Below are 18,055 nucleotides of genomic sequence, written 5' to 3'. Positions count from 1 at the left end.
GCATTTTGGGGGTGGTGCCTCTCGCTTCTGGGTTTGCGCTATTGGGGTCGCGGTTGGGGCGGGCCGCCCCCCGCCGGCCTGGAGGGCGGGGGCCCCGCCCGCCGCGCCGTGGGCCCGTGTCGCGTTCCCGGTCAGCCCGCCTGTGCTCCGGTGTGCAGAGCAAGTGCCCCACGGGCCGGCACCGTGGCCTTGACTGTGCCGTCGTCGCCGACCGTGACGGTGTTGCCGTCGCAGTCGTCGGGCGAGGCGGCGGCGACGTTGCAGTACGTGCCGCCGGGCAGCGAGGTCGTGAAGGTCTGCTCCAGGGCGCCGTCCGCGTTGTTCAGGGCGACGAACCCCTTGCCCCCACGGCCGAAGGCGATCGCGCTGCCGCCGTTGTCCCACCAGTCGGTCAGTTCGGCCGGACCCACCTCGTTGCGGAAGCCGACCATGCCGGTGACCGCCTGCCGGTTGTGCGTGTCCGTCCAGCCGTCGGTGCCGCTCGGCGGGCCGGCGTCCTTGTCCGACCACTCGTAGCCGGAGTAGACGTTCGGTGAACCGTACGGTGAGGCGAGCATGAAGACGTTGGCGAGGGTGTAGGCCGCGCCGTCCTTGTAGGTCAGCGTCGAGCCGTTGCGCTCGGTGTCCCAGTTGTCGACGAACGTACGGGCGGAGTCGCTGCTCAGCTTTCCGTCGGCGACGGACTGCAGCTGCGCGATGCCGCCCCCTTGGAAGGCGCTCTTGAGGTGGCCTCCGTAACGGAACTCGTCGACGTCGCCGATTCCGGCGTACTCCTCGGGCTGCACGGCTTCCCCGCCGCCGTGGATGACCTCGGAGACCCAGAACCCGGGATCGCTCATCTTCGCCTTGATGGCGGCGACATCATCGGCCGCCATGTGCTTGGCCGCGTCGATGCGGAAGCCATCGACACCCATCGACCGCAGGTCGTCGAGGTACGCGGCGACGGTGGAGCGGACCTCCTCCTTGCCGGTGTCGAGGTCGGCCAGTCCCACCAGTTCACAGTTCTGCACGTCGCTGCGGCTGGTGTAGTCCTTGATGGCGGCGCGGCAGGCGTGGAAGTCGGCATCCTCGAAGTACCCGGGGTAGCCGTACTTCGTGTAGGCCGTCCCTCCCGTGCCCGTCCCGGAGCCGGCGGCCATGTGGTTGACGACGGCGTCGGCGACGACCTTGACCCCGGCGGTGTGACAGGCCTCCACCATGGCGGCGAACGCGTCGCGGTCTCCGAGACGGCCCGCGATCCTGTAGCTGACCGGCTGGTACGAGGTCCACCACTGGTCGCCCTGGATGTGCTCGGTGGCGGGTGACACCTGTACGTAGCCGTAACCGGCGGGGCCGAGCTGGTCGGTGCAGGCGGACGCCACATCCGCGTACGGCCGTTCGAACATGGTGACGGTGACGGTCTTCTCGCCGGGCGTTGTCGCCTGCGACTGCCAGGGGGCGACCAGGGTGAGACCGGCGACGGTCATGACTCCGGCCAGCGTTCCGCCGATCAGGCGGAATCGGTGCTGCATGTGCGGCTCCTTCGACGACAAGGCACAGCTGTGCCTTCGAAGACAGCCACGCGCCAGGCTGCCGTGGGGGGAACCTGTCGGAGCCTGCCGCTCCGTCCGTGCCGCCGTCAAGGATTTCTGCAAGCTCTTTCAAATTCTTGCGCAAAGCCAATACGCCGCCTTCTCCCGTCAGTTCACCCGCAGGAAAGCGGCCGGGTCAGGAGGACGGTGGCGTCAGGAGCCCCGCCGCACGCCGCAGCTCCACGGCGTGCCGGGCCAGCTCGGATTCGCCGCCGCGGTCCACCGGCATGGACGCCATCAGCGCGAGCCGGTCGCGCCAGCTGCTGCCCGCCAGCGGCACGGCGACCGTGCTCATCCCCTGCACCCGCTCCCCGGCGCTGTCGGCACGGCCGAGGGTACGGATACCGGCCAACTCCGAGAGCAGGGTGTCACGGGAGACGGGGGTGTGGCCGGCAGCACCGGGGAGCTGCTCCTCCGGATAGAGGGCGCAGACCTGTTCGGTGGTCAGCTGGGCAAGGAGCACCTTGCCCGCCGAGGTGGCGTGTGCGGGGTGAGCACGGCCGGTCTCCAGGACGGCACGCACGGGGTGCGTCGATTCCCGGCCATCCGTGATGATCACCTGGTCGCCGATCAGGGCAGCGGTACTGATCGTCTCCCCGGTGGCGGTGGCGGCCGCGTCCAGCACCACCTGCAGGCGGGCCCGGATCCCGGGGCCGTAGCCGGCCGGGCGGCCCAGGGCGACCAGTTCGGGCCCCGCGGAGTAGCCCCGGCCCGAGGTGTCACGGCTGGCGAAACCTCGCGACTCAAGAGTGCTGAGCACCCGGTGCGCGGTGGAGCGGGCCACTTCCAGCTCTCTGGCGGCGTCGGTGACCGACAGGGTGTCGTGGGTGAGGAAGAGACGCATCAGGCGCAGCCCTGTGTCCAATGACTCGATGATGTAGCTCCTGGGGTCGGCCACGGGGGTCCTCTCGATCGTGTCACGGGGGCCGTATCGTGGTGCGGCGCCCGGCTCCCATGATTCCGGGCCGTGCGGGCGGCGGCGCAACCGCGGTCGACGAACGGCTCGTTGCCGTTGACGACGCGGACTCGGCAGGAGTGTCGGTACCGGCGCCGCCCGGCTGCAGGAGCCACCTCCAACCTTTATTAGGTTAGGCTAAGTTGCCTACGCCCGGGATCGTCCAGGGACGTGTGTCATCGATGGAGGCAGCTGACCCATGGACGTGGTCGTCGTCAAGTTCGGCGGCAACGCCATGGTGGACGCGGAGCTCCAACGGTCCTTCGCACACGACGTGGTGGAGCTGTGGCGCGCCGGGCTCCGCCCCGTCGTCGTGCACGGGGGCGGGCCGCAGATCAACGCGATGCTGGACCGACTCAGCCTCGAGACACGCTTCGAAGCGGGTCTGCGGGTGACCACGCCGGAGACCATGCAGGTGGTGCGCATGGTGCTGACGGGCGGGGTGCAGCGAGAGCTGGTGGGCCACATCAACGCCCATGGCCCCTTCGCCGTCGGCATGACGGGCGAGGACGCACACACCATGACGGCAGTCCGGCGGCCGGCATGGGTGGACGGCCTGCCCGTGGACATCGGTCTCGTCGGCGACGTCGTGGACGTGAACCCGGTCATGCTGCGCATGCTCCTGGACCAGGGGCACATCCCTGTGGTCTCGCCCGTCGCACGCGGCGAGGGCGGCCACGTCTACAACGTCAACGCCGATCTCGCGGCGTCGGCCCTGGCGGTCGCCCTCGATGCCGAGCGGCTGGTGATACTCACCGACGTGGAAGGGCTCTACGCGAACTGGCCGGAGAGCTCCGAGGTGATCGCGCGGGTGACCGCCGACGCGCTGCACGAACTGTTGCCGGGGCTGGCGAGCGGAATGCTGCCCAAGATGGAAGGCTGCCTGCGGGCCGTCCGCGGCGGCGTGCGCAGCGCGCACGTGCTCGACGGCCGCGTGCCGCACGCGGTGCTGCGGGGCGCGCTCGACGGGACCAGCCCCGGGACCACCGTCGTGCCCGACGGGACCGGCCCTAGGGCCGCAGTCGCACCCGACGGGACCGGCTTCAGCCGTCCCCGGTCCGCGCAGGCCTCCGCCGCCGCCGACCGGAGTTGACGGCCTGCTCACCGAGTGAGCGCGAGCACCCGCGCGTTGCGCCGGGGATCCAGCGACTTCACCCACGACAGAGGTGCCTGACGTGCGGTAGCGGGCGTGAACCCGTGGCGCAGGAAGAGTGCGCCGTCGCCGGTCGTCGCGGTGAACAGGGCTCCGACGCCCTGGTCGCGCGACCGGGCCAGCACGGCGCGCAGGAGCCCGGCCCCCACCCCTCGGCCCTGCCGGTGCCCGGCCACGCAGAAGTTGTACAGAACGCCCGCGGGACCCTGGTCCTCCGCGTCGTCCGGGTAGACCCGCAGGCCGACGCAGCCTTCGATGGAGCCTCCGGGGCCCTCGGCCACCAGGAAGTCCGCCGCGCGGGCCGCGTAGAGCGCGACAGGCCGCTCACGCAGGGCCCCCGAGCGCACGAACGGCCGGGCCAGGTCCGCGAGTGCCGCGGCGTCCGCCTCACGGCCGGGACGCAGGCGGGGCTTCGCGGCGCGCAGCTCGTCGGACAAGGGGGCGGAGCGCGGCGCGACCGTGGTCAAAGCCGCTCCTCACCCGGTCGCGGGCGGATTGCTCGGCAGGACATGGAGGGACCGTTCTGAGGTGGGCGGGGGATGGAAGCGAAGCGTTACTTAGGTTAGGCTCACCTAATCACTTGCGAGCTCATCTCTGCAACTCCCCTCTCACAAGGAGACGTTCATGCCCCTCAGCGGCTCCGGCGGACCGGCGAGCGAACCCGCGTCCGTGCTCGCTGCCGGCTCCGAGAACGCGTTCGGCGCGTTCGGGCTGTCCGGCAACCCCGGTTCCGACGCGTTCTGGGCGGCCGCGCGGTCACCCTCGTCGGTACCGGGCGACGACGGCGGCTGGGTGACGTTGTTCCTGTGGCGCGGGTCGCCCGCGACCATCGTCTTCGAGAGCTGGTCGAAGCCCCTCCCGCTGCGCCGATGGGGCGACACCGACTGCTGGTACGCCGAGGTGCCCATGCCCCCGCGTTTGCGGGTGACCTATCGGTTCCTTGTGGACGACGCGGTGTACGCCGATCCGTTGAACCCGGTCGGGGCGGGCGGTGACCGGTCCATCGCCGCGACACCGGACGCCCCTCACCACCCGCACTGGCCCGCCGTGGGTGCCGACGACGCCCTGCCCGTGCCGAAGGCCCGTATCCGCTGGGCGGGCGGCCGGCTCGGCGGACGCCGCACCGTGCGGGTCCACCCCGTGGGCGGCGGCGGTCCTGTGGTCCTGCTGCTCGACGGCGACGACTGGCTGTATCTCCACCCGGCCATGACAGCGTTCGACTCGGCCTTCGCAGCAGGCGAGATGCCGGCTGTCACCCTGGTCTTCCTGCCTGCCAAGGACAGGGCGGCCGAATTCCAGTGCAGCCCCGAGCTGTGGGAGGCGGTCCGGGACGAACTGCCCCGGCTGGTGGCGGAATCCGGTGTGCCCGCCGACTGGGACCGGCTGGTCGTCGCCGGACAGAGCCTCGGAGGACTCAGCGCGATGTACGCGGCGCTGGAGTACCCCGGTCTGGTGTCCCGCGTCGCCTGCCAGTCCCCGTCGTTCTGGTGGGCGCCCGGGGCCCTGGACCGGACGGACCTCATGGAGGGCCCCATGGGCGGTGCCATCGCCGCGCGGCTGCGGGAGCGCCCCGACCTGTCCGGGCTGAGGGTCGCGTTCGACGTGGGGGAACACGAGGCGCGGATGCTCCCCCACTGCGAGCTCGCCGAGACCCTGACCGAGCAGGCCGGTGCGGCCGTACGCGTCTCACGGTCGGCTTCGGGACACGACCGGGCGGGCTGGCGGCACGCGCTCGTCAGGGATGTCGCCTGGGCGCTCGCCCGGTAGCGGTCACCGGGCCACGGCCCTGCAGTAGGCCTCGTCGGTGGCGAGGAGGTGGCGATGGGTGTCGTCGGCCGTGACGGCACCGTCGTCCAGGACGAGCACACGGTCGGCGGCGTCCAGGAGAGCGGGGCTGCTGGTGATCACGACGGTGGTGCGGCCCTTGCGCAGTTTCGCGATGTTACGGGCGATCAGCTGTTCGGTCACCGCGTCGACCGCTGTCGTCGGGTCGTGCAGAACCAGTACGTCGGAATCGGCGGCGAGGGCACGGGCCAGGGACAGCCTCTGGCGCTGCCCCCCGGAGAGGTTCGCGCCACGGTCACGTACGCCGTGGTCGAGCCCCTCGCGGTGCAGGGCGACGACGTCGGTCAGGAGCGACGCCTCCACGGCCTCGGGGACCGTCCGGCTGGTGCCCGTGGGGTCGATGTTCGTGCGGAGGCTGCCCGCGAAGATCTCACCGTCGTACGGGTTCACCAGCATGTGCTCGCGAAGGGCATCGACGGACAGCTCCGCGATCTCCCGCCCGCCGACCCGCACCGCTCCCCCGTACGCCTGGGGCGGGACGTTGGCGCCCAGGACCGAGGCCAGATCGGCTGCCGCACGCGGCTGGTAGGGGGCGATGGCGACGAACTCCCCGGCGCGCACCCGGAACGTGAGCCCGTGCAGAGACCCGTGGCGGACGCCGTCGACCTCGAGGTCCCCGCCGGGGGCGGGACCGCCCTGGCCCGGGTCCGTCAGCGGTGGCGCGGCGAGCACCAGCGCCATCCGCTCGGCCGAGGCGCGCGCCATCATCACGTATTTCGGCATCTCCGAGAACATCTTCAGCGGTTCCATCACGAACTGCGCCAGCCCCACGGCCATGACGAGTTCCCCGATGGTGATGCGGCCTCCGTACGCCAGCCAGCCCGCCGTCAGGGTGACCGCTGCGGCGAGGACCGCGTTGAGGGCCTGGGCGGTGCCCGCGTACACACCGTTGACCTTGGCCACCGTGATCGCCTGGTGCCTCGCCTCCGTGCTGACCTTCCGGTAGGACAGGAACGCCGCGTGGTTGCCGCCGAAGCCGTGCAGCGGGCGCAGGCCGGTGATCAGGTCGGCGACCTTGCCCCCCGCCCGGGCCACCCGGGCCTGCTGTTCGCGGGTGCTCGCGCCGATCCGCCTGGACATGACGCTCAGGACCGACAGGATCGCGACCGTTCCCACGACCACCAGCAGACCCAGCCGGACGTCGGCCAGACCCAGCGCGACCGAGGCGACCACCACCGCGACCAGCGAGCTGACCAGTAGCGGCACCACCTCGACGATGTCGGCCGTCTGGTCGGCGTCCTCGGTGGCGATGGTCAGCACCTCGCCGGACTTCAGGCCGACGTCCCTGGCCACCGGCTGGAGTCCGCAGGCCGCCACCCGCACCCGCCAGCGGTGTGCCTCGGTCGTGTTGGCCTTCTGCAGGACACGCATCCCGAACCGCCACGACAGCGAGACGGTCGTGATGATCACGGCCAGCGCGGCGATCGACAGGCCCAGCGAGCCGAGGCTCCGGTCCCGCATCGTGTGCTCGACGATCAGGCCGAGCGCGATGGGGAAGGCGGTCTCACCCGCCTGGTACAGGCCCATGAGGACAGTGCCCCGGACCACCGCGCCGGCGTTGCGGCGCAGGGCGGTCCGGAGGATGTCGGTGCCCGGGCGGGGACGGTGCACGTCAGGTGTTGTCATCAAGGTGGCGGGCAATCGCTTCCGGGGTTCGAAGGGTGAGCAGATCACGGATCGTGATCACAGGACCGTACTCCCGGCGGAGCAGCCCGGTCAGCCGCACCGCCAGCATGGAATGCCCGCCCAGAGAGACGAAGTCGCTCACCGCGCTGACCTCGTCGTCGTCCAGGTCCAGCGCCTCGGCGAAGAATTCGCAGACCAGTGTCTCGGTCTCCGTCTCCGGCCCGCGCTCGCCTCCCGTGGTCAGCACGCCGAGCGGCCTGGCCTCCGGCAGGGCCTTGGTGTCGGCCTTCCCGTTCACGGTCAGCGGGATGCCGTCGACCTGGGCGTAGTGCGTGGGGCGCAGGAAGTCCGGCAGCCCCGCGCCGACCTCTGCGGCGACCGCGGCCAGGTCGGAGCCGCTCAGCACGAGGTAGGCGGCCAGCCGGTAGGCCCCGTCGACCTGCGGGTCGGGCTGCGCGACCGCGGCGACGAACCGCACCGCCGGGTGCGCCGCGAACGCGGCCTCGACCTCGCCCGGTTCGACCCGGTGGCCCCGGATCTTGACCTGCTGGTCGGTCCGGCCCAGGTACATCAGGTGCCCGTCGGGCCGTCGGGAGACAAGGTCCCCTGTGCGGTACATGCGCTCTCCGGGTTCGCCGAAGGGGCACGCGACGAACCGGTCCGCGGTCTGGGCGGACTGCCCGAGATACCCGCGTGCGATGCCGATGCCCGACACGTACAGCTCACCCGGCACTCCGTCCGGCAGCGGCCGCAGCCAGGGGTCCAGGACGTACACGTCGGTGTTGTCGATCGCCACGCCCACCACCGGGTCCTGGCACTCGAAGGTGCCGACGCCCAGGGTGTTGATGGTGTACTCGGTGGGTCCGTACAGGTTGTAGCCGGCCGTCCCCTCGGTCTCCGCGAGCCGCTGCCACAGGGTGGGGGTGACGGCCTCCCCGCCCAGCAGCACCAGCGCCGGGCGCCGGGAGGGATCGTCGAGCAGGCCTTCGGCGACCAGTTGCTGTGCGTAGGTCGGGGTCACGTTGATGACGTCGATCCCGTGCTCGGCGCAGTACTCGACCAGCCGCGGCGCGTCGCGGCGCAGTTCCTCGTCGCAGATGTGCACCTCGTGGCCGTCGGCGAGCCACAGCAGCTCTTCCCAGGACATGTCGAACGCGAACGAGACCGTGTGCGCGATCCGGAAGGTCCGGTGCCCGTGCTCGGCGAGCACCGGTTCGAAGATGCGGCGCTGATGGTTGATCAGCATGTTGGTGAGCCCGGCGTACTCGGTCACCACGCCCTTGGGCTTCCCGGTCGATCCGGAGGTGTAGATCGTGTACGCGGGGTGCCGCAGACGGTTCGGGTCGTCCGGCGCGAACGTCACGTACGGCTCCGACTCTGCCAGGGGCCGGTCGAGTTCGATCAGGTCGCCGGTCAGCCGTGGCGCCACGGCGCTCACCGTGAGGATCACGTCCGGGCGTGCGGCGTCGATGATCGAGGCGATCCGTTCGTCCGGGTGGTCGAGCTCCAACGGAACGTAGGCGGCACCGGTCCGCAGTACGGCGAAGAGTGCCACGATCGAGTCGAGGGAGCGCGGGACGGCGAGGCCCACCGTCGTCTCCGGGCCGATGCCCCGCCGGGCGAGTACCCCGGCCACCGCGCGGCTGCGGTCGCGGAGCCGGGCGAAGGTCATGGTCGAGCCGTTGGCGACGAGGGCGACCCGCTGCGGATCCCGGCCCGCCGCCCGGTCGAACCGGTCGACGACGGTGTCCGTGCCGATGTCGGTGCGTCCGGCGGGCTCGGGTTCGGGGCCGGGGCCGCGCAGCGCGCCGATCGGTCCGGTCCGCCGTGCCAGATCGTCGAGCAGGCGCAGGTAGTCGTCGAGGAGACGCCGGGCTCTCCCGGTGTCCTCGTCCCGGTGCTCCAGTTTGACCGTGAGCCGCTCCCCCGGTGTGACGACCCAGGTGAACGGATAGTGCGTCGAGTCGTCGGCCTTCACCGACGTGATGCCGTGCCGGGCGTTCATCGCGGCGAACGCGTCCATGTCCAGGAAGTTCTGGAGCACGAACAGGTTGTCGAACAGGCCCCCGTGTCCACTGGCCCGCTGAATCTCCCCGAGCCCCAGGTGTTCGTGCTCCATCGCCTCGACCCTGGCCGCCTGGACGCCAAAGAGGTACTGCTGGACCGTGTCCTGTGGCCGTGCCCGTGTCCACATGGGAACGGTGTTGAGGAGCACACCGACGATGCCGGAGAGCCCTTCGCCCTCCCGGCCGGAGACGGTGACGCCGAACACCGCGTCGCTCCGGCCCGTGTGCGCGCCCAGCAGGAGGCCGAACGCCCCGGTCAGCACCGTGTTCAGTGTGACGCCGTGCGCCTTCGCCGTCTCCCGGAGGAGGTCCGACTCCCCGGCGGACAACGTGTGTACGAGCGAGCGCGGCAGGGTGTCCGGGAGGGACGGATCCGGGCCGGCGAGGAGCGTCGGACCGGTCAGGCCGGCCAGATGCTCCGCCCAGAAGCGTTCCGACACCTCGGGGTCCCGGGCGGCGAGGGCCCGGGCGTGGTCCTCGAAGCTCGGCGTCGCCGGGGCCATGTCCGGTTCCTCGCCCGCGAGGACCGCCTGGTAGGCGTCGAACAGGTCCCGCAGCAGGATCTCGCGGGACCAGCCGTCCCACAGCAGCAGGTGGTAGCTCAGCAGCAGGCCGTCGTGTCCGCCGGGCAGACGTACGACCGTCATCCGGATCAGCGGCGGCTCGCCGGGGTCGAATCCCGTGTCGCGGTCCCGTGCGCGCAGGGTTTCGACGTCCGCGTCCGTCAGCAGCTCGGCGGTACGGACGACGACCCGCCGGCCCGCGGCGAGTACCTGGACGGGGTTGCCGTCGTCGTCGGTGGTGAAGCCGGCGCCCACGACGGGGTGCCGCGCGATGACGTGCGCCATCGCCTGCGCCAGCGCGTCGGTGTCCAGTCGCCGGTCGAAGCCGAAGTAGCTCTGGGCGACGTAGTGTCCGGCCGGACCGGCCATCTGGGCCTGGAAGAAGAGGCCCCGTTGGAGCGGGGTGACCGGTGCCGTGCGCTCGGCCCTGGTGGAGGCGTCCGCGAGGCGTTCGAGTGCGTCGAGCCAGTGCCCGGTCAGCTCGTCGGGTATGCCGTCGGCGAGGGTGAAGGCCGCGTGCAGGCTTCCGCTCGCCTCGTCGGTCCAGGCGTTGACCTCGACGGCGTACGGGCTGCCCTGGTCCCCGCCGGTGATGTGCGGTACCTGGGACTCGCTCCCCCGGCCGAGGTAGTTGAACAGCACCTGGGGGCGGGCCCTCAGCAACGGGGCCGTCTGCGGGTTGAGATACCGGAGCTGGCCGTAGGCGACGTGTCCGCACGCGTCGGGCTGGCGTTCGGCCACCTCGCGGGCCGCCGCCACGGGGTCGGTGTGCGCGGTCAGCCGTACGGGGGCGATGGAGGTGAACCAGCCGACCGTGCGGGTGTACTCGTGGTGTTCCAGGACCGGCACCCGGCCGTGCCGTTCCAGATCGACGGCGAGGTCGGTGGGCGTCGGCTGTACGTGTGTCAGCGCGGCCCGGAGCGCGCCGCACAGCAACTCGGTCAGGCCGATACCGAGTGCGGCGGGCGCGGTGCGCGTCACCCGGTCGCTCGCCTCGGGCGCGAGGACGGCCGTCGTGTGCCGCAGCCGTTCGGCGGCGGGCAGCAGCGGGGGCGCCTGGAGCGTGGTGATCCAGTGGCCCAGACCGCCGGTGACCCCGGCGGACCCGGCGCTCAGGGCTTCGGCGTACTCGGCGTAGGGGGTGGTCGGCGGTGGCAGCGTCTGCCCGCGCATGACGGTGGCCAGGTCGTCCAGCAGGACCAGCCAGGACACGGCGTCGACGGCGAGGTGGTGGACGGTGACCACCAGGGTCCGGCTCGGTTCCAGCCAGGAGAACGCGATGACCTCGCCGGCCTCGGGATCGAGGCGCCCGGCGGCCTCCTCCGCCGCTGCCGTCGCGTCCGCGGTGTCCGTCCGGACGACGGTGATGTCGCGGGCGGGCTCGGTACGCAGCGCCCACACGCCGTGCTCCACGTGGAGCCGCAGTCTGAGCGCCGGGTGCGCGGCCACGACCGCGTTCGCCGCGGCCTCGGCGTCGGCGAACCCGGTGCCTTCGGCCGGCACGACCGTCCTGGCCTGGGCGAAACGGGCGAGTGAGCCGCCCAGTTCCCGCTGGCGCAGAATGACCGGTGTGGGTGTCAGCGGACCGTCCGCACGGAGGGCGGGCGCGCAGGCCACGGCCGGCTGTGTACGCGTTCCGAGGTGCTCGGCGAGCGCGCGGGGTGTCCTGAAGAGGAACACGTCGCGTGGCGCGATCGACAGGCCGAGCGCCCTGGCCCGGTTGATCACCGTGATGGCGACGATGCTGTCGCCCCCGGCGGAGAAGAAGTCGGTGTCACCGTCCACGGACAGGGAGCCGGGCAGCGTCTCGCCGAAGATCTCCACCAGGGCGGCGAGCACGGAACCGGTCGCGGCGGGCGCGGAGCCGCTGGCGGCGGGCCACGGGGCGCCCTCTGCGGCGCGTTCGTCCAGGGCCTTCCGGTCCAGCTTGCCGTTGACCGTCAGCGGCAGGGCGTCGGCCCGGAGGACCCGGCCCGGAACCATGTGCGCGGGCAGCTTCGCGGACAGGCGGCCGGTGAGGTCGCCCGGCACCTCACCCACCACGTGCGCGACCAGGTGGTCACCGCTGCCGGCCACGGTGACGGCCACGTCGACCACTCCGTCCAGCGCCCTGACGGCGGCCTCCACCTCGCCGAGCTCGATACGGAAACCGTTGAGCTGCACCTGGTCGTCGGCGCGCCCGGCGAACTCCAGCTCCCCGTCGAGGGTGCGGCGGGCCAGGTCGCCCGTGTGGTACATCCGGGAGCCGTCGTCCGCGAAGGGGTTCGCCACGAACCGGCCCGCTGTCAGACCCGGTCTGCCCAGGTAGCCGAGCGACACCTGGTCACCGGCCACGTAGATGGCACCCACCCTGCCCGGCGGCACGGGGCGGAGCCGGTCGTCGAGGAGGTAGGCGGCCAGCCCGGGGACCGGGCCGCCGATGGGGCTGACGTCCGCCTCGAAGTCCTCGTCGGTGAGCACCCGGTGGGTGACGTGGACCGTGGTCTCGGTGATGCCGTACATGTTGACCAGTTCGGGCGAGCCGGTGCCGTGCCGCTCCACCCAGCCGCGCAGCCGCGCGGGATCGAGCGCTTCGCCGCCGAAGATGATCCGGCGCAGGGCGGGCAGGGGCTCGGCCGCGTGCCGGTCCGCCTCGACGAACCGGTAGAAGGCCGAGGGGGTCTGGTTGAGCACGGTCACTCCGCGCTCGCGGACCAGCCGGTGGAAGTCCACCGGGGAGCGGGTGAGCCCGTGATCGGGCACCAGCAGTTCACCGCCGTGCGCGAGCGCGCCCCACAGCTCCCAGACCGCGAAGTCGAAGGAGTACGAGTGGAACTGGACCCACACGTCCTGGGGGCCGAAGTCCATGACGGGCCGGGTGTTCGCGAGCAGCGTCACCACACTGGAGTGCGGGACGACGACACCCTTGGGTCTGCCGGTCGAGCCGGACGTGTAGATCACGTACGCGGGGTCGTGCCATCCGGCCCGGGCGGTGACGGGCGCGGGCTCCTCCGGGAGCTCGTCCCCCAGCACGATGACGCGGGGCGGCACGCCCGGGCCCCGGCTCAGCAGTTCCGTGAAGCGGTCCCGCCGCTCACGGTCCACGAGGACGGCCTGCGGAGCGGCGTCGGTGAGGATGTACTCCAGCCGTTCGTCCGGGTAGGCCAGGTCCAGGGGTACGTACGCGCCGCCCGCGGTGACGATCGCCACCAGGGCGACGACCTGCTCCACGGAGCGCGGGAGGGCCACGGCGACTCGCGTGCCCGGCGCGACACCGGCAGCGCGCAGGGCCGAGGCCAGCGCGTTCTTGGCGCCGGCCAGTTCACCGTACGTCAGGGACCTGGTTTCGCCGTCGAGTGCGCAGTGGGTGACCGCGGTGGCCTCCGGGGCGCGGCTCGCGGCCGCGTCGAACAGTTGGCCAAGGGTGGTCGGGGCGATCCGCGCGGGGCGCCCGGACCCTTCGGGCGCCAGCTCGTCGACCAGGGCGTCCGGCCGGGTGAGCAGGCCGGTGAGCGTCGCGGTGAACGTACGAAGGATCGCCTGGACGCTCTCCTCGCGGAGCAGTTCCCTGTCGTGGATCAGGTTGAAGCGGGGGCGCCCGGCGGGTGTGCGTTCCACGACCAGGGTCAGTGGGTAGTGGGGGGCGCCCTCGTTGACGATGCCGGTGATGACCAGCTCGTCGCCGGGACGCCGCAGTGTCCCGATGTCGGTCGCCACGTCGAAGACCACGAGGGTGTCGAACAGGGCGCCGCCGCCGGCCTGGCGGCCGATCCGCGCCAGCGAGACGTGCTGGTGCGCCAGCACGGCTCCCTGGTGTTCCCGCACCGAGGCGAGCAGGTCGCGGGCCGTGCTGTCCCCGTCCCAACGGGCGTGCAGCGGAATCGTGTTGATGAACAGGCCCACCATGTCCTCGATGCCGGGCACCTCGGCGTCGCGGCCGGACACCGTGGAGCCGAAGACGACGTCCCTGCTCCGCAGGATGCCGCCCAGTGTCACGGCCCAGGCGCTGTGCACCGCCACGCTCAGCGGGATGCCCGCCGCCCGGACGGCCGCGTCGATGTCCTCCTCGGGCTCCACAGCGGTGTCGGCGAAGCGGTCGGAGGGGGTGTGCCCCTCGGCGACCAGGGAGGGGCCGGGGAGGCCGGCGAGCTGGTCGCGCCAGACCCGGTCGCTCTCGTCGTCGTCGGCCGTGGCGATCCGGCGTGCGTGATCGGGAAAGCCGCCGAGCGGGTGCCGGGAGCCCGGCGCGTGGTACTCGGCCAGCAGCGCGCGGAGCATCGGCGGCACCGACCAGCCGTCGGCGACGATGTGGTGGACGGTCTGCACCAGCACGTTCCTGCCGGAGCCGGCGCGGATGAGCGTGTACCGCATCAGCGGACCGGTGGCCAGGACGAACCCCGCACGCCGGTCCCGCTCGGCGTGGTCACGGATCTCGGCGTCGGTGATGCCGGGGCGGTCCAGCGTGGTGAAGGGGGCCTCGACCCCGCTCTCCAGCACGGAGACCACCCGGCCGTCGGCGAGAGCCACGAACCGTGCGGCCAGATTCGGGTACAGGGCGAGCAGACGCGTCGCCGCCGATGCCAGCCGGTCCGCGTCCACCTCGCCTTCCAGGGTGAGCAGTTGCTGCTCGACGTAGCTGCCCGCGGCGTCGTCGTCGAAGACCGAGTGGAAGTAGAGGCCCTCCTGCAGCGGGGTCAGGGGCAGGATGTCCCGCAGCGCCGGTCCGTCCAGGGCGTCGACGTCGGCCTGGGTGAGCGGCACGGGGGCGAAGTCGCCGGGAGAGTGACCACCGTGGCCGAGGGCGGCGAGCCCGGTCAGGGCCTCGCGAAGATATGCGCCGATGGTGGCGGTGTCGTCATCGGTGAACATCCCGTCGGGCCAGGAGAGGGTGGTCACCAGCTCGTACTCGCCGTTCGAGGCGGGTTCGGCGACCGCGTTGAACTCCAGGGCGCGCGGCAGGCGCATCCTCGGGTCGCGCTTCTCGCCCAACTGCCCTGCGGGACCCGCGAACCGCCAGTCACCGGAGGTGCCCGAGTCGAGGCGGCCCAGGTAGTTGAACAGCACCTGCGGAGCCGGGGTGTCGAGTCCGGTGTCGGTCAGGTACCGCAGGACACCGTAGGAGAGCCCGTTGCCGGGGACCCGGCGGAGGTCGTCCTTCACCGCCTTGAGCGCGGCGGACAGATACGCGGGGGCGGTCGGGTCGGTCGCCGCACCGGGGTCCACGACCACCGGGAACAGGGTGGTGAACCAGCCCACTGTCCGGGAGAGGTCCGGCTCGAAGCCGGCGGTCTCCGCCACGAACCGGCCCTCGCGGCCGTGACCCTCCAGTTCGATGTGCGCGAACGACTGGTCCTGCCCGAGGCCGCGGCGCCACCGGGCGAGGGCGACGGCGAGGGCCGTGAGCAGTACGTCGTTGACGCCGGCGTGGAACCTCGCGGGTATCTCGCCCAGCAGCGCGGCCGTGGCCCCGGCGCCCACCGACACCGTCCGGCTCCGCTCCCGGGCGACGGTGTCGGTCTCGGTCAGCGGCCGCCTGCCCAGCGGTCCGTCCGGGCCCGGGAGGGAGCGCCGGAAGGCAGCGCGGTCCCGTTCGAAATCGGCACCCGCCAGCAGCTGCGTCCAGCGCCGGAACGAGGTACCCACCGGGGGCAGCTCGACGGGCCTGCCGGAGGTGAACTGCCGCCATGCGGTGGCCAGGTCCTCCATGAGGATCCGCCAGGACACGCCGTCGACGACCAAGTGGTGGACGGCCACGACCAGTTGCCGTGCCTCGCGGCGCCAGACGGCGCTCAGCATCGCACCGTGGTCCGGGCCGAGCCCCTCCGCCGCGAGCGCCGCACAGGCGTCCGCCGGCAGGTCGCTCTCCTGCCATCCCACGACGGCTCCGTCCGCCTCCGGGATGTCGAAGCTCCAGCGGTCGCCGCGCACCAGTCGGGCGCGCAGCATGTCGTGGCGCCGGGCCAGGGCGGTGAGGATCGTGTCGAGGGCGTCGGCGGTGAGGTCCGCCGGGGTGTTCAGCACGACCGACTGGACGAAGCCGTCGATCGCGTCCGTCGTCTCGCCGAGCCACTGCACGATGGGTGAACCGACGACGGAGCCGGTCGACTCCTGCCCGTCCTCCGCGGAGAAGACGTCCTCACGGCTCACGACAGCCGCCAGCGCGCCCACGACGCTGTGGGTGAAGATCTGCCCGGCCGTGACGTGGAGACCGGCGGCGCGCAGCGCGCTCAGCAGGGAGATCGCCAGGATGCTGTCTCCGCCGAGCCGGAAGAAGTCCTGGTCGACGCCGACCTCTTCGAGGCCCAGGACCGACGCGACCGCCGCGCACACCAGCTGCTCGTCCCCGGTGACGGGCGCCACGACCGAGCCGGTCCCGGTGACGGGCTCCGGCAACGCGACCCGGTCGACCTTGCCGTTCGCGGTGAGCGGGAACTCCTCCAGCACGACGACATGGGCGGGCACCATGTACTCCACCATGTGCTCTTCGGCCCACGCCCTGACCTCGTCCGCGTGCAGCTCCTCACTGCCGGCGGCCGGGATGGCGTACGCCACCAGATAGGTGCCGCCCGCCGTGTTCTTCCTCGCCACGACGCAGGTGTGCCGTACGGAAGGGTGTTCCGCGAGGCCCAGCTCGACATCCTCGATCTCCAGCCGCATGCCGCGGATCTTGATCTGGTTGTCGGCCCGGCCGAGGAAGTCCAGCGATCCGTCCGGGGCGAAGCGCGCGAGGTCACCGGTGCGGTACAGCCGGGATCCGTCCGAGGCGAAGGGGTTCGCGACGAAGCGGGACGCGGTCAGGCCGGGCGCGTTGACGTACCCGCGTCCCAGCAGGAGTCCTCCGGCGTACAGCTCGCCGCCGACCCCGACCGGGACCGGGCGTAGCTCGTCGTCGAGCACGTACAGCTGGGTGTTGGGGTTCGCCTTGCCGATCGATGTCGACAGACGCTTGGCCGCGCCGCGGTAGATGACGTGCGAGACGCCGATCGTCGTCTCGGCCGGGCCGTAACCGTGGTACATGGGGATACCGAGGCGGGTACGGAAACGCTCGTAGAGCTCCGGGGTCAGCACCTCGCCGCCGCACCACACGTGCCGCAGGCTGTCCAGCTGCCCCGACCCGCCTTCCATCTCCAGCAGCACGTCGAGCATGGACGACACCAGATAGGTGAAGGTGACGCGCTGTTCGGACAGCACACTGAGCAGATGGTGCGGATCGCGTTCGCCGCCTGGCCGCAGGACCACGAGTCTGCCGCCGCACACCAGGGGCAGGAAGATCTCGTTGATGGAGATGTCGAAGGACAGCGGCGCCTTGAAGAGTGACGCGTCGTCGTGGCCGAAGCCCAGGATCTCCCCGGACTGCCACAGCAGGCGCTCGCTGATCGCCTCGTGCCGGATCATGGCCCCCTTGGGCCGGCCTGTGGAACCGGACGTGAAGATGACGTACGCCAGCGCGGCCCCGGGGACGGTGACCTCGGGCCCCTCGGACGGGTAGGAACCGAAGCGCCAGGCCCCGATGGAGACGGCCACGGCCGGGGGTTCGCCGGCCGGGGGCTCACCGGAGTCGTTGAGCTGCAGCACGACCCGGGCGTCCTCGATGACGACGGCTCTGCGCTCGGCCGGCCACTGCGGGTCGAGCGGAACGAACGCGCACCCGGCCTGGAGCACGCCGAGCAGGCCGATCACCATGTCGGCCGAGCGGCCCAGCGAGATGCCGACGACCTGCTCGGCGGTGAGTCCGCGTTCGATCAGGTGGTGGGCCAACCGGCCCGCGAGCTCGGCCGTCTCACGGTATGTCAGTGAACGGTGCTCGTCGACGATCGCGACGGCGTCCGGCCTGGCCCGTGCCTGCTCGCGGAACATCTCGACGACGGTCGGGCGGATCCGGTCGGCCTCGGTGTCGTTCCACTCGGTCAGGGCCTTGGTCCTCGCCGCCGGGCCGAAGGGGCCGATGGTGCCGAGGGGCCGGTCCGGGAAGTCGGCCAGGTCGTCCAGTGCGAGCTGTGCGTCGGCGGGCGCGACGCCTGCGGGGGCGTGGATGCTCCGGCCGTCGGCGCCGACCTCCCAGCCGACGGGTGCGGAACCCCCGTTGTCGACCCACCGGAGGACGTCGGGGAAGAGGGTGCCCGAGGTGAGATCGATGCCGTCGGGGCTGCGGCCCGTCGCCCAGTACGACAGACCGATGGCGCAGGCCTCGGTGATGGTCCTGTCGGAATGGTCACCGGTTCGCCTGCGTACACCGTCCAGGCTCGTCGGGGAGAGCGACACGGGGCGAGCTGTGGGATCCGTCATCGAAGACCCAT

Annotated in this window: 7 protein-coding genes; 2 read left to right on the top strand and 5 right to left on the bottom strand. The window is 71.9% G+C overall.

The window, feature by feature from the left end; all coding sequences use genetic code 11:
• Window positions 1–131 precede the first annotated feature (131 nt).
• A complete protein-coding gene (locus ACIQM3_RS19805) occupies window positions 132–1,511 on the bottom strand; it encodes an alpha-amylase family protein (protein WP_401625863.1) in 1,380 nt (459 codons plus the stop codon).
• A 196-nt stretch (window positions 1,512–1,707) separates the two neighbouring features.
• Entirely contained in the window at window positions 1,708–2,469 is a 762-nt protein-coding gene (locus ACIQM3_RS19800; protein WP_401625860.1) for an IclR family transcriptional regulator, read from the bottom strand.
• 256 nt (window positions 2,470–2,725) lie between these two features.
• On the opposite strand from ACIQM3_RS19800, the gene argB reads away from it, so the two are divergent.
• On the top strand, window positions 2,726–3,619 hold the full coding sequence (gene argB / locus ACIQM3_RS19795; RefSeq protein ID WP_401625857.1) for an acetylglutamate kinase: 894 nt from the start codon (window positions 2,726–2,728) through the stop codon (window positions 3,617–3,619).
• A gap of 8 nt (window positions 3,620–3,627) precedes the next feature.
• On the opposite strand, the gene ACIQM3_RS19790 is transcribed toward argB, so the two are convergent.
• Window positions 3,628–4,146 (bottom strand): GNAT family N-acetyltransferase, encoded by a 519-nt coding sequence (locus tag ACIQM3_RS19790; protein ID WP_401625855.1) that lies wholly within the window; start codon window positions 4,144–4,146, stop codon window positions 3,628–3,630.
• A gap of 157 nt (window positions 4,147–4,303) precedes the next feature.
• Here ACIQM3_RS19790 and ACIQM3_RS19785 point away from each other — a divergent pair, with 157 nt between their 5' ends.
• On the top strand, window positions 4,304–5,446 hold the full coding sequence (locus ACIQM3_RS19785) for an alpha/beta hydrolase-fold protein (RefSeq protein ID WP_401625852.1): 1,143 nt from the start codon (window positions 4,304–4,306) through the stop codon (window positions 5,444–5,446).
• A gap of 3 nt (window positions 5,447–5,449) precedes the next feature.
• Here the strand turns inward: ACIQM3_RS19785 and ACIQM3_RS19780 are convergent, their stop codons facing one another.
• On the bottom strand, window positions 5,450–7,150 hold the full coding sequence (locus ACIQM3_RS19780) for an ABC transporter ATP-binding protein (protein WP_401625850.1): 1,701 nt from the start codon (window positions 7,148–7,150) through the stop codon (window positions 5,450–5,452).
• Entirely contained in the window at window positions 7,137–18,044 is a 10,908-nt protein-coding gene (locus ACIQM3_RS19775) for an amino acid adenylation domain-containing protein (protein ID WP_401625847.1), read from the bottom strand. Before ACIQM3_RS19775 ends, ACIQM3_RS19780 begins: the two co-directional genes overlap by 14 nt.
• Window positions 18,045–18,055: the final 11 nt, after the last annotated feature.

The organism is Streptomyces sp. NPDC091271 (assembly GCF_044757505.1).
In the GTDB taxonomy this organism is placed as follows: Bacteria; Actinomycetota; Actinomycetes; order Streptomycetales; family Streptomycetaceae; genus Streptomyces.
This window is presented reverse-complemented; position numbering and strand designations above follow the sequence as displayed.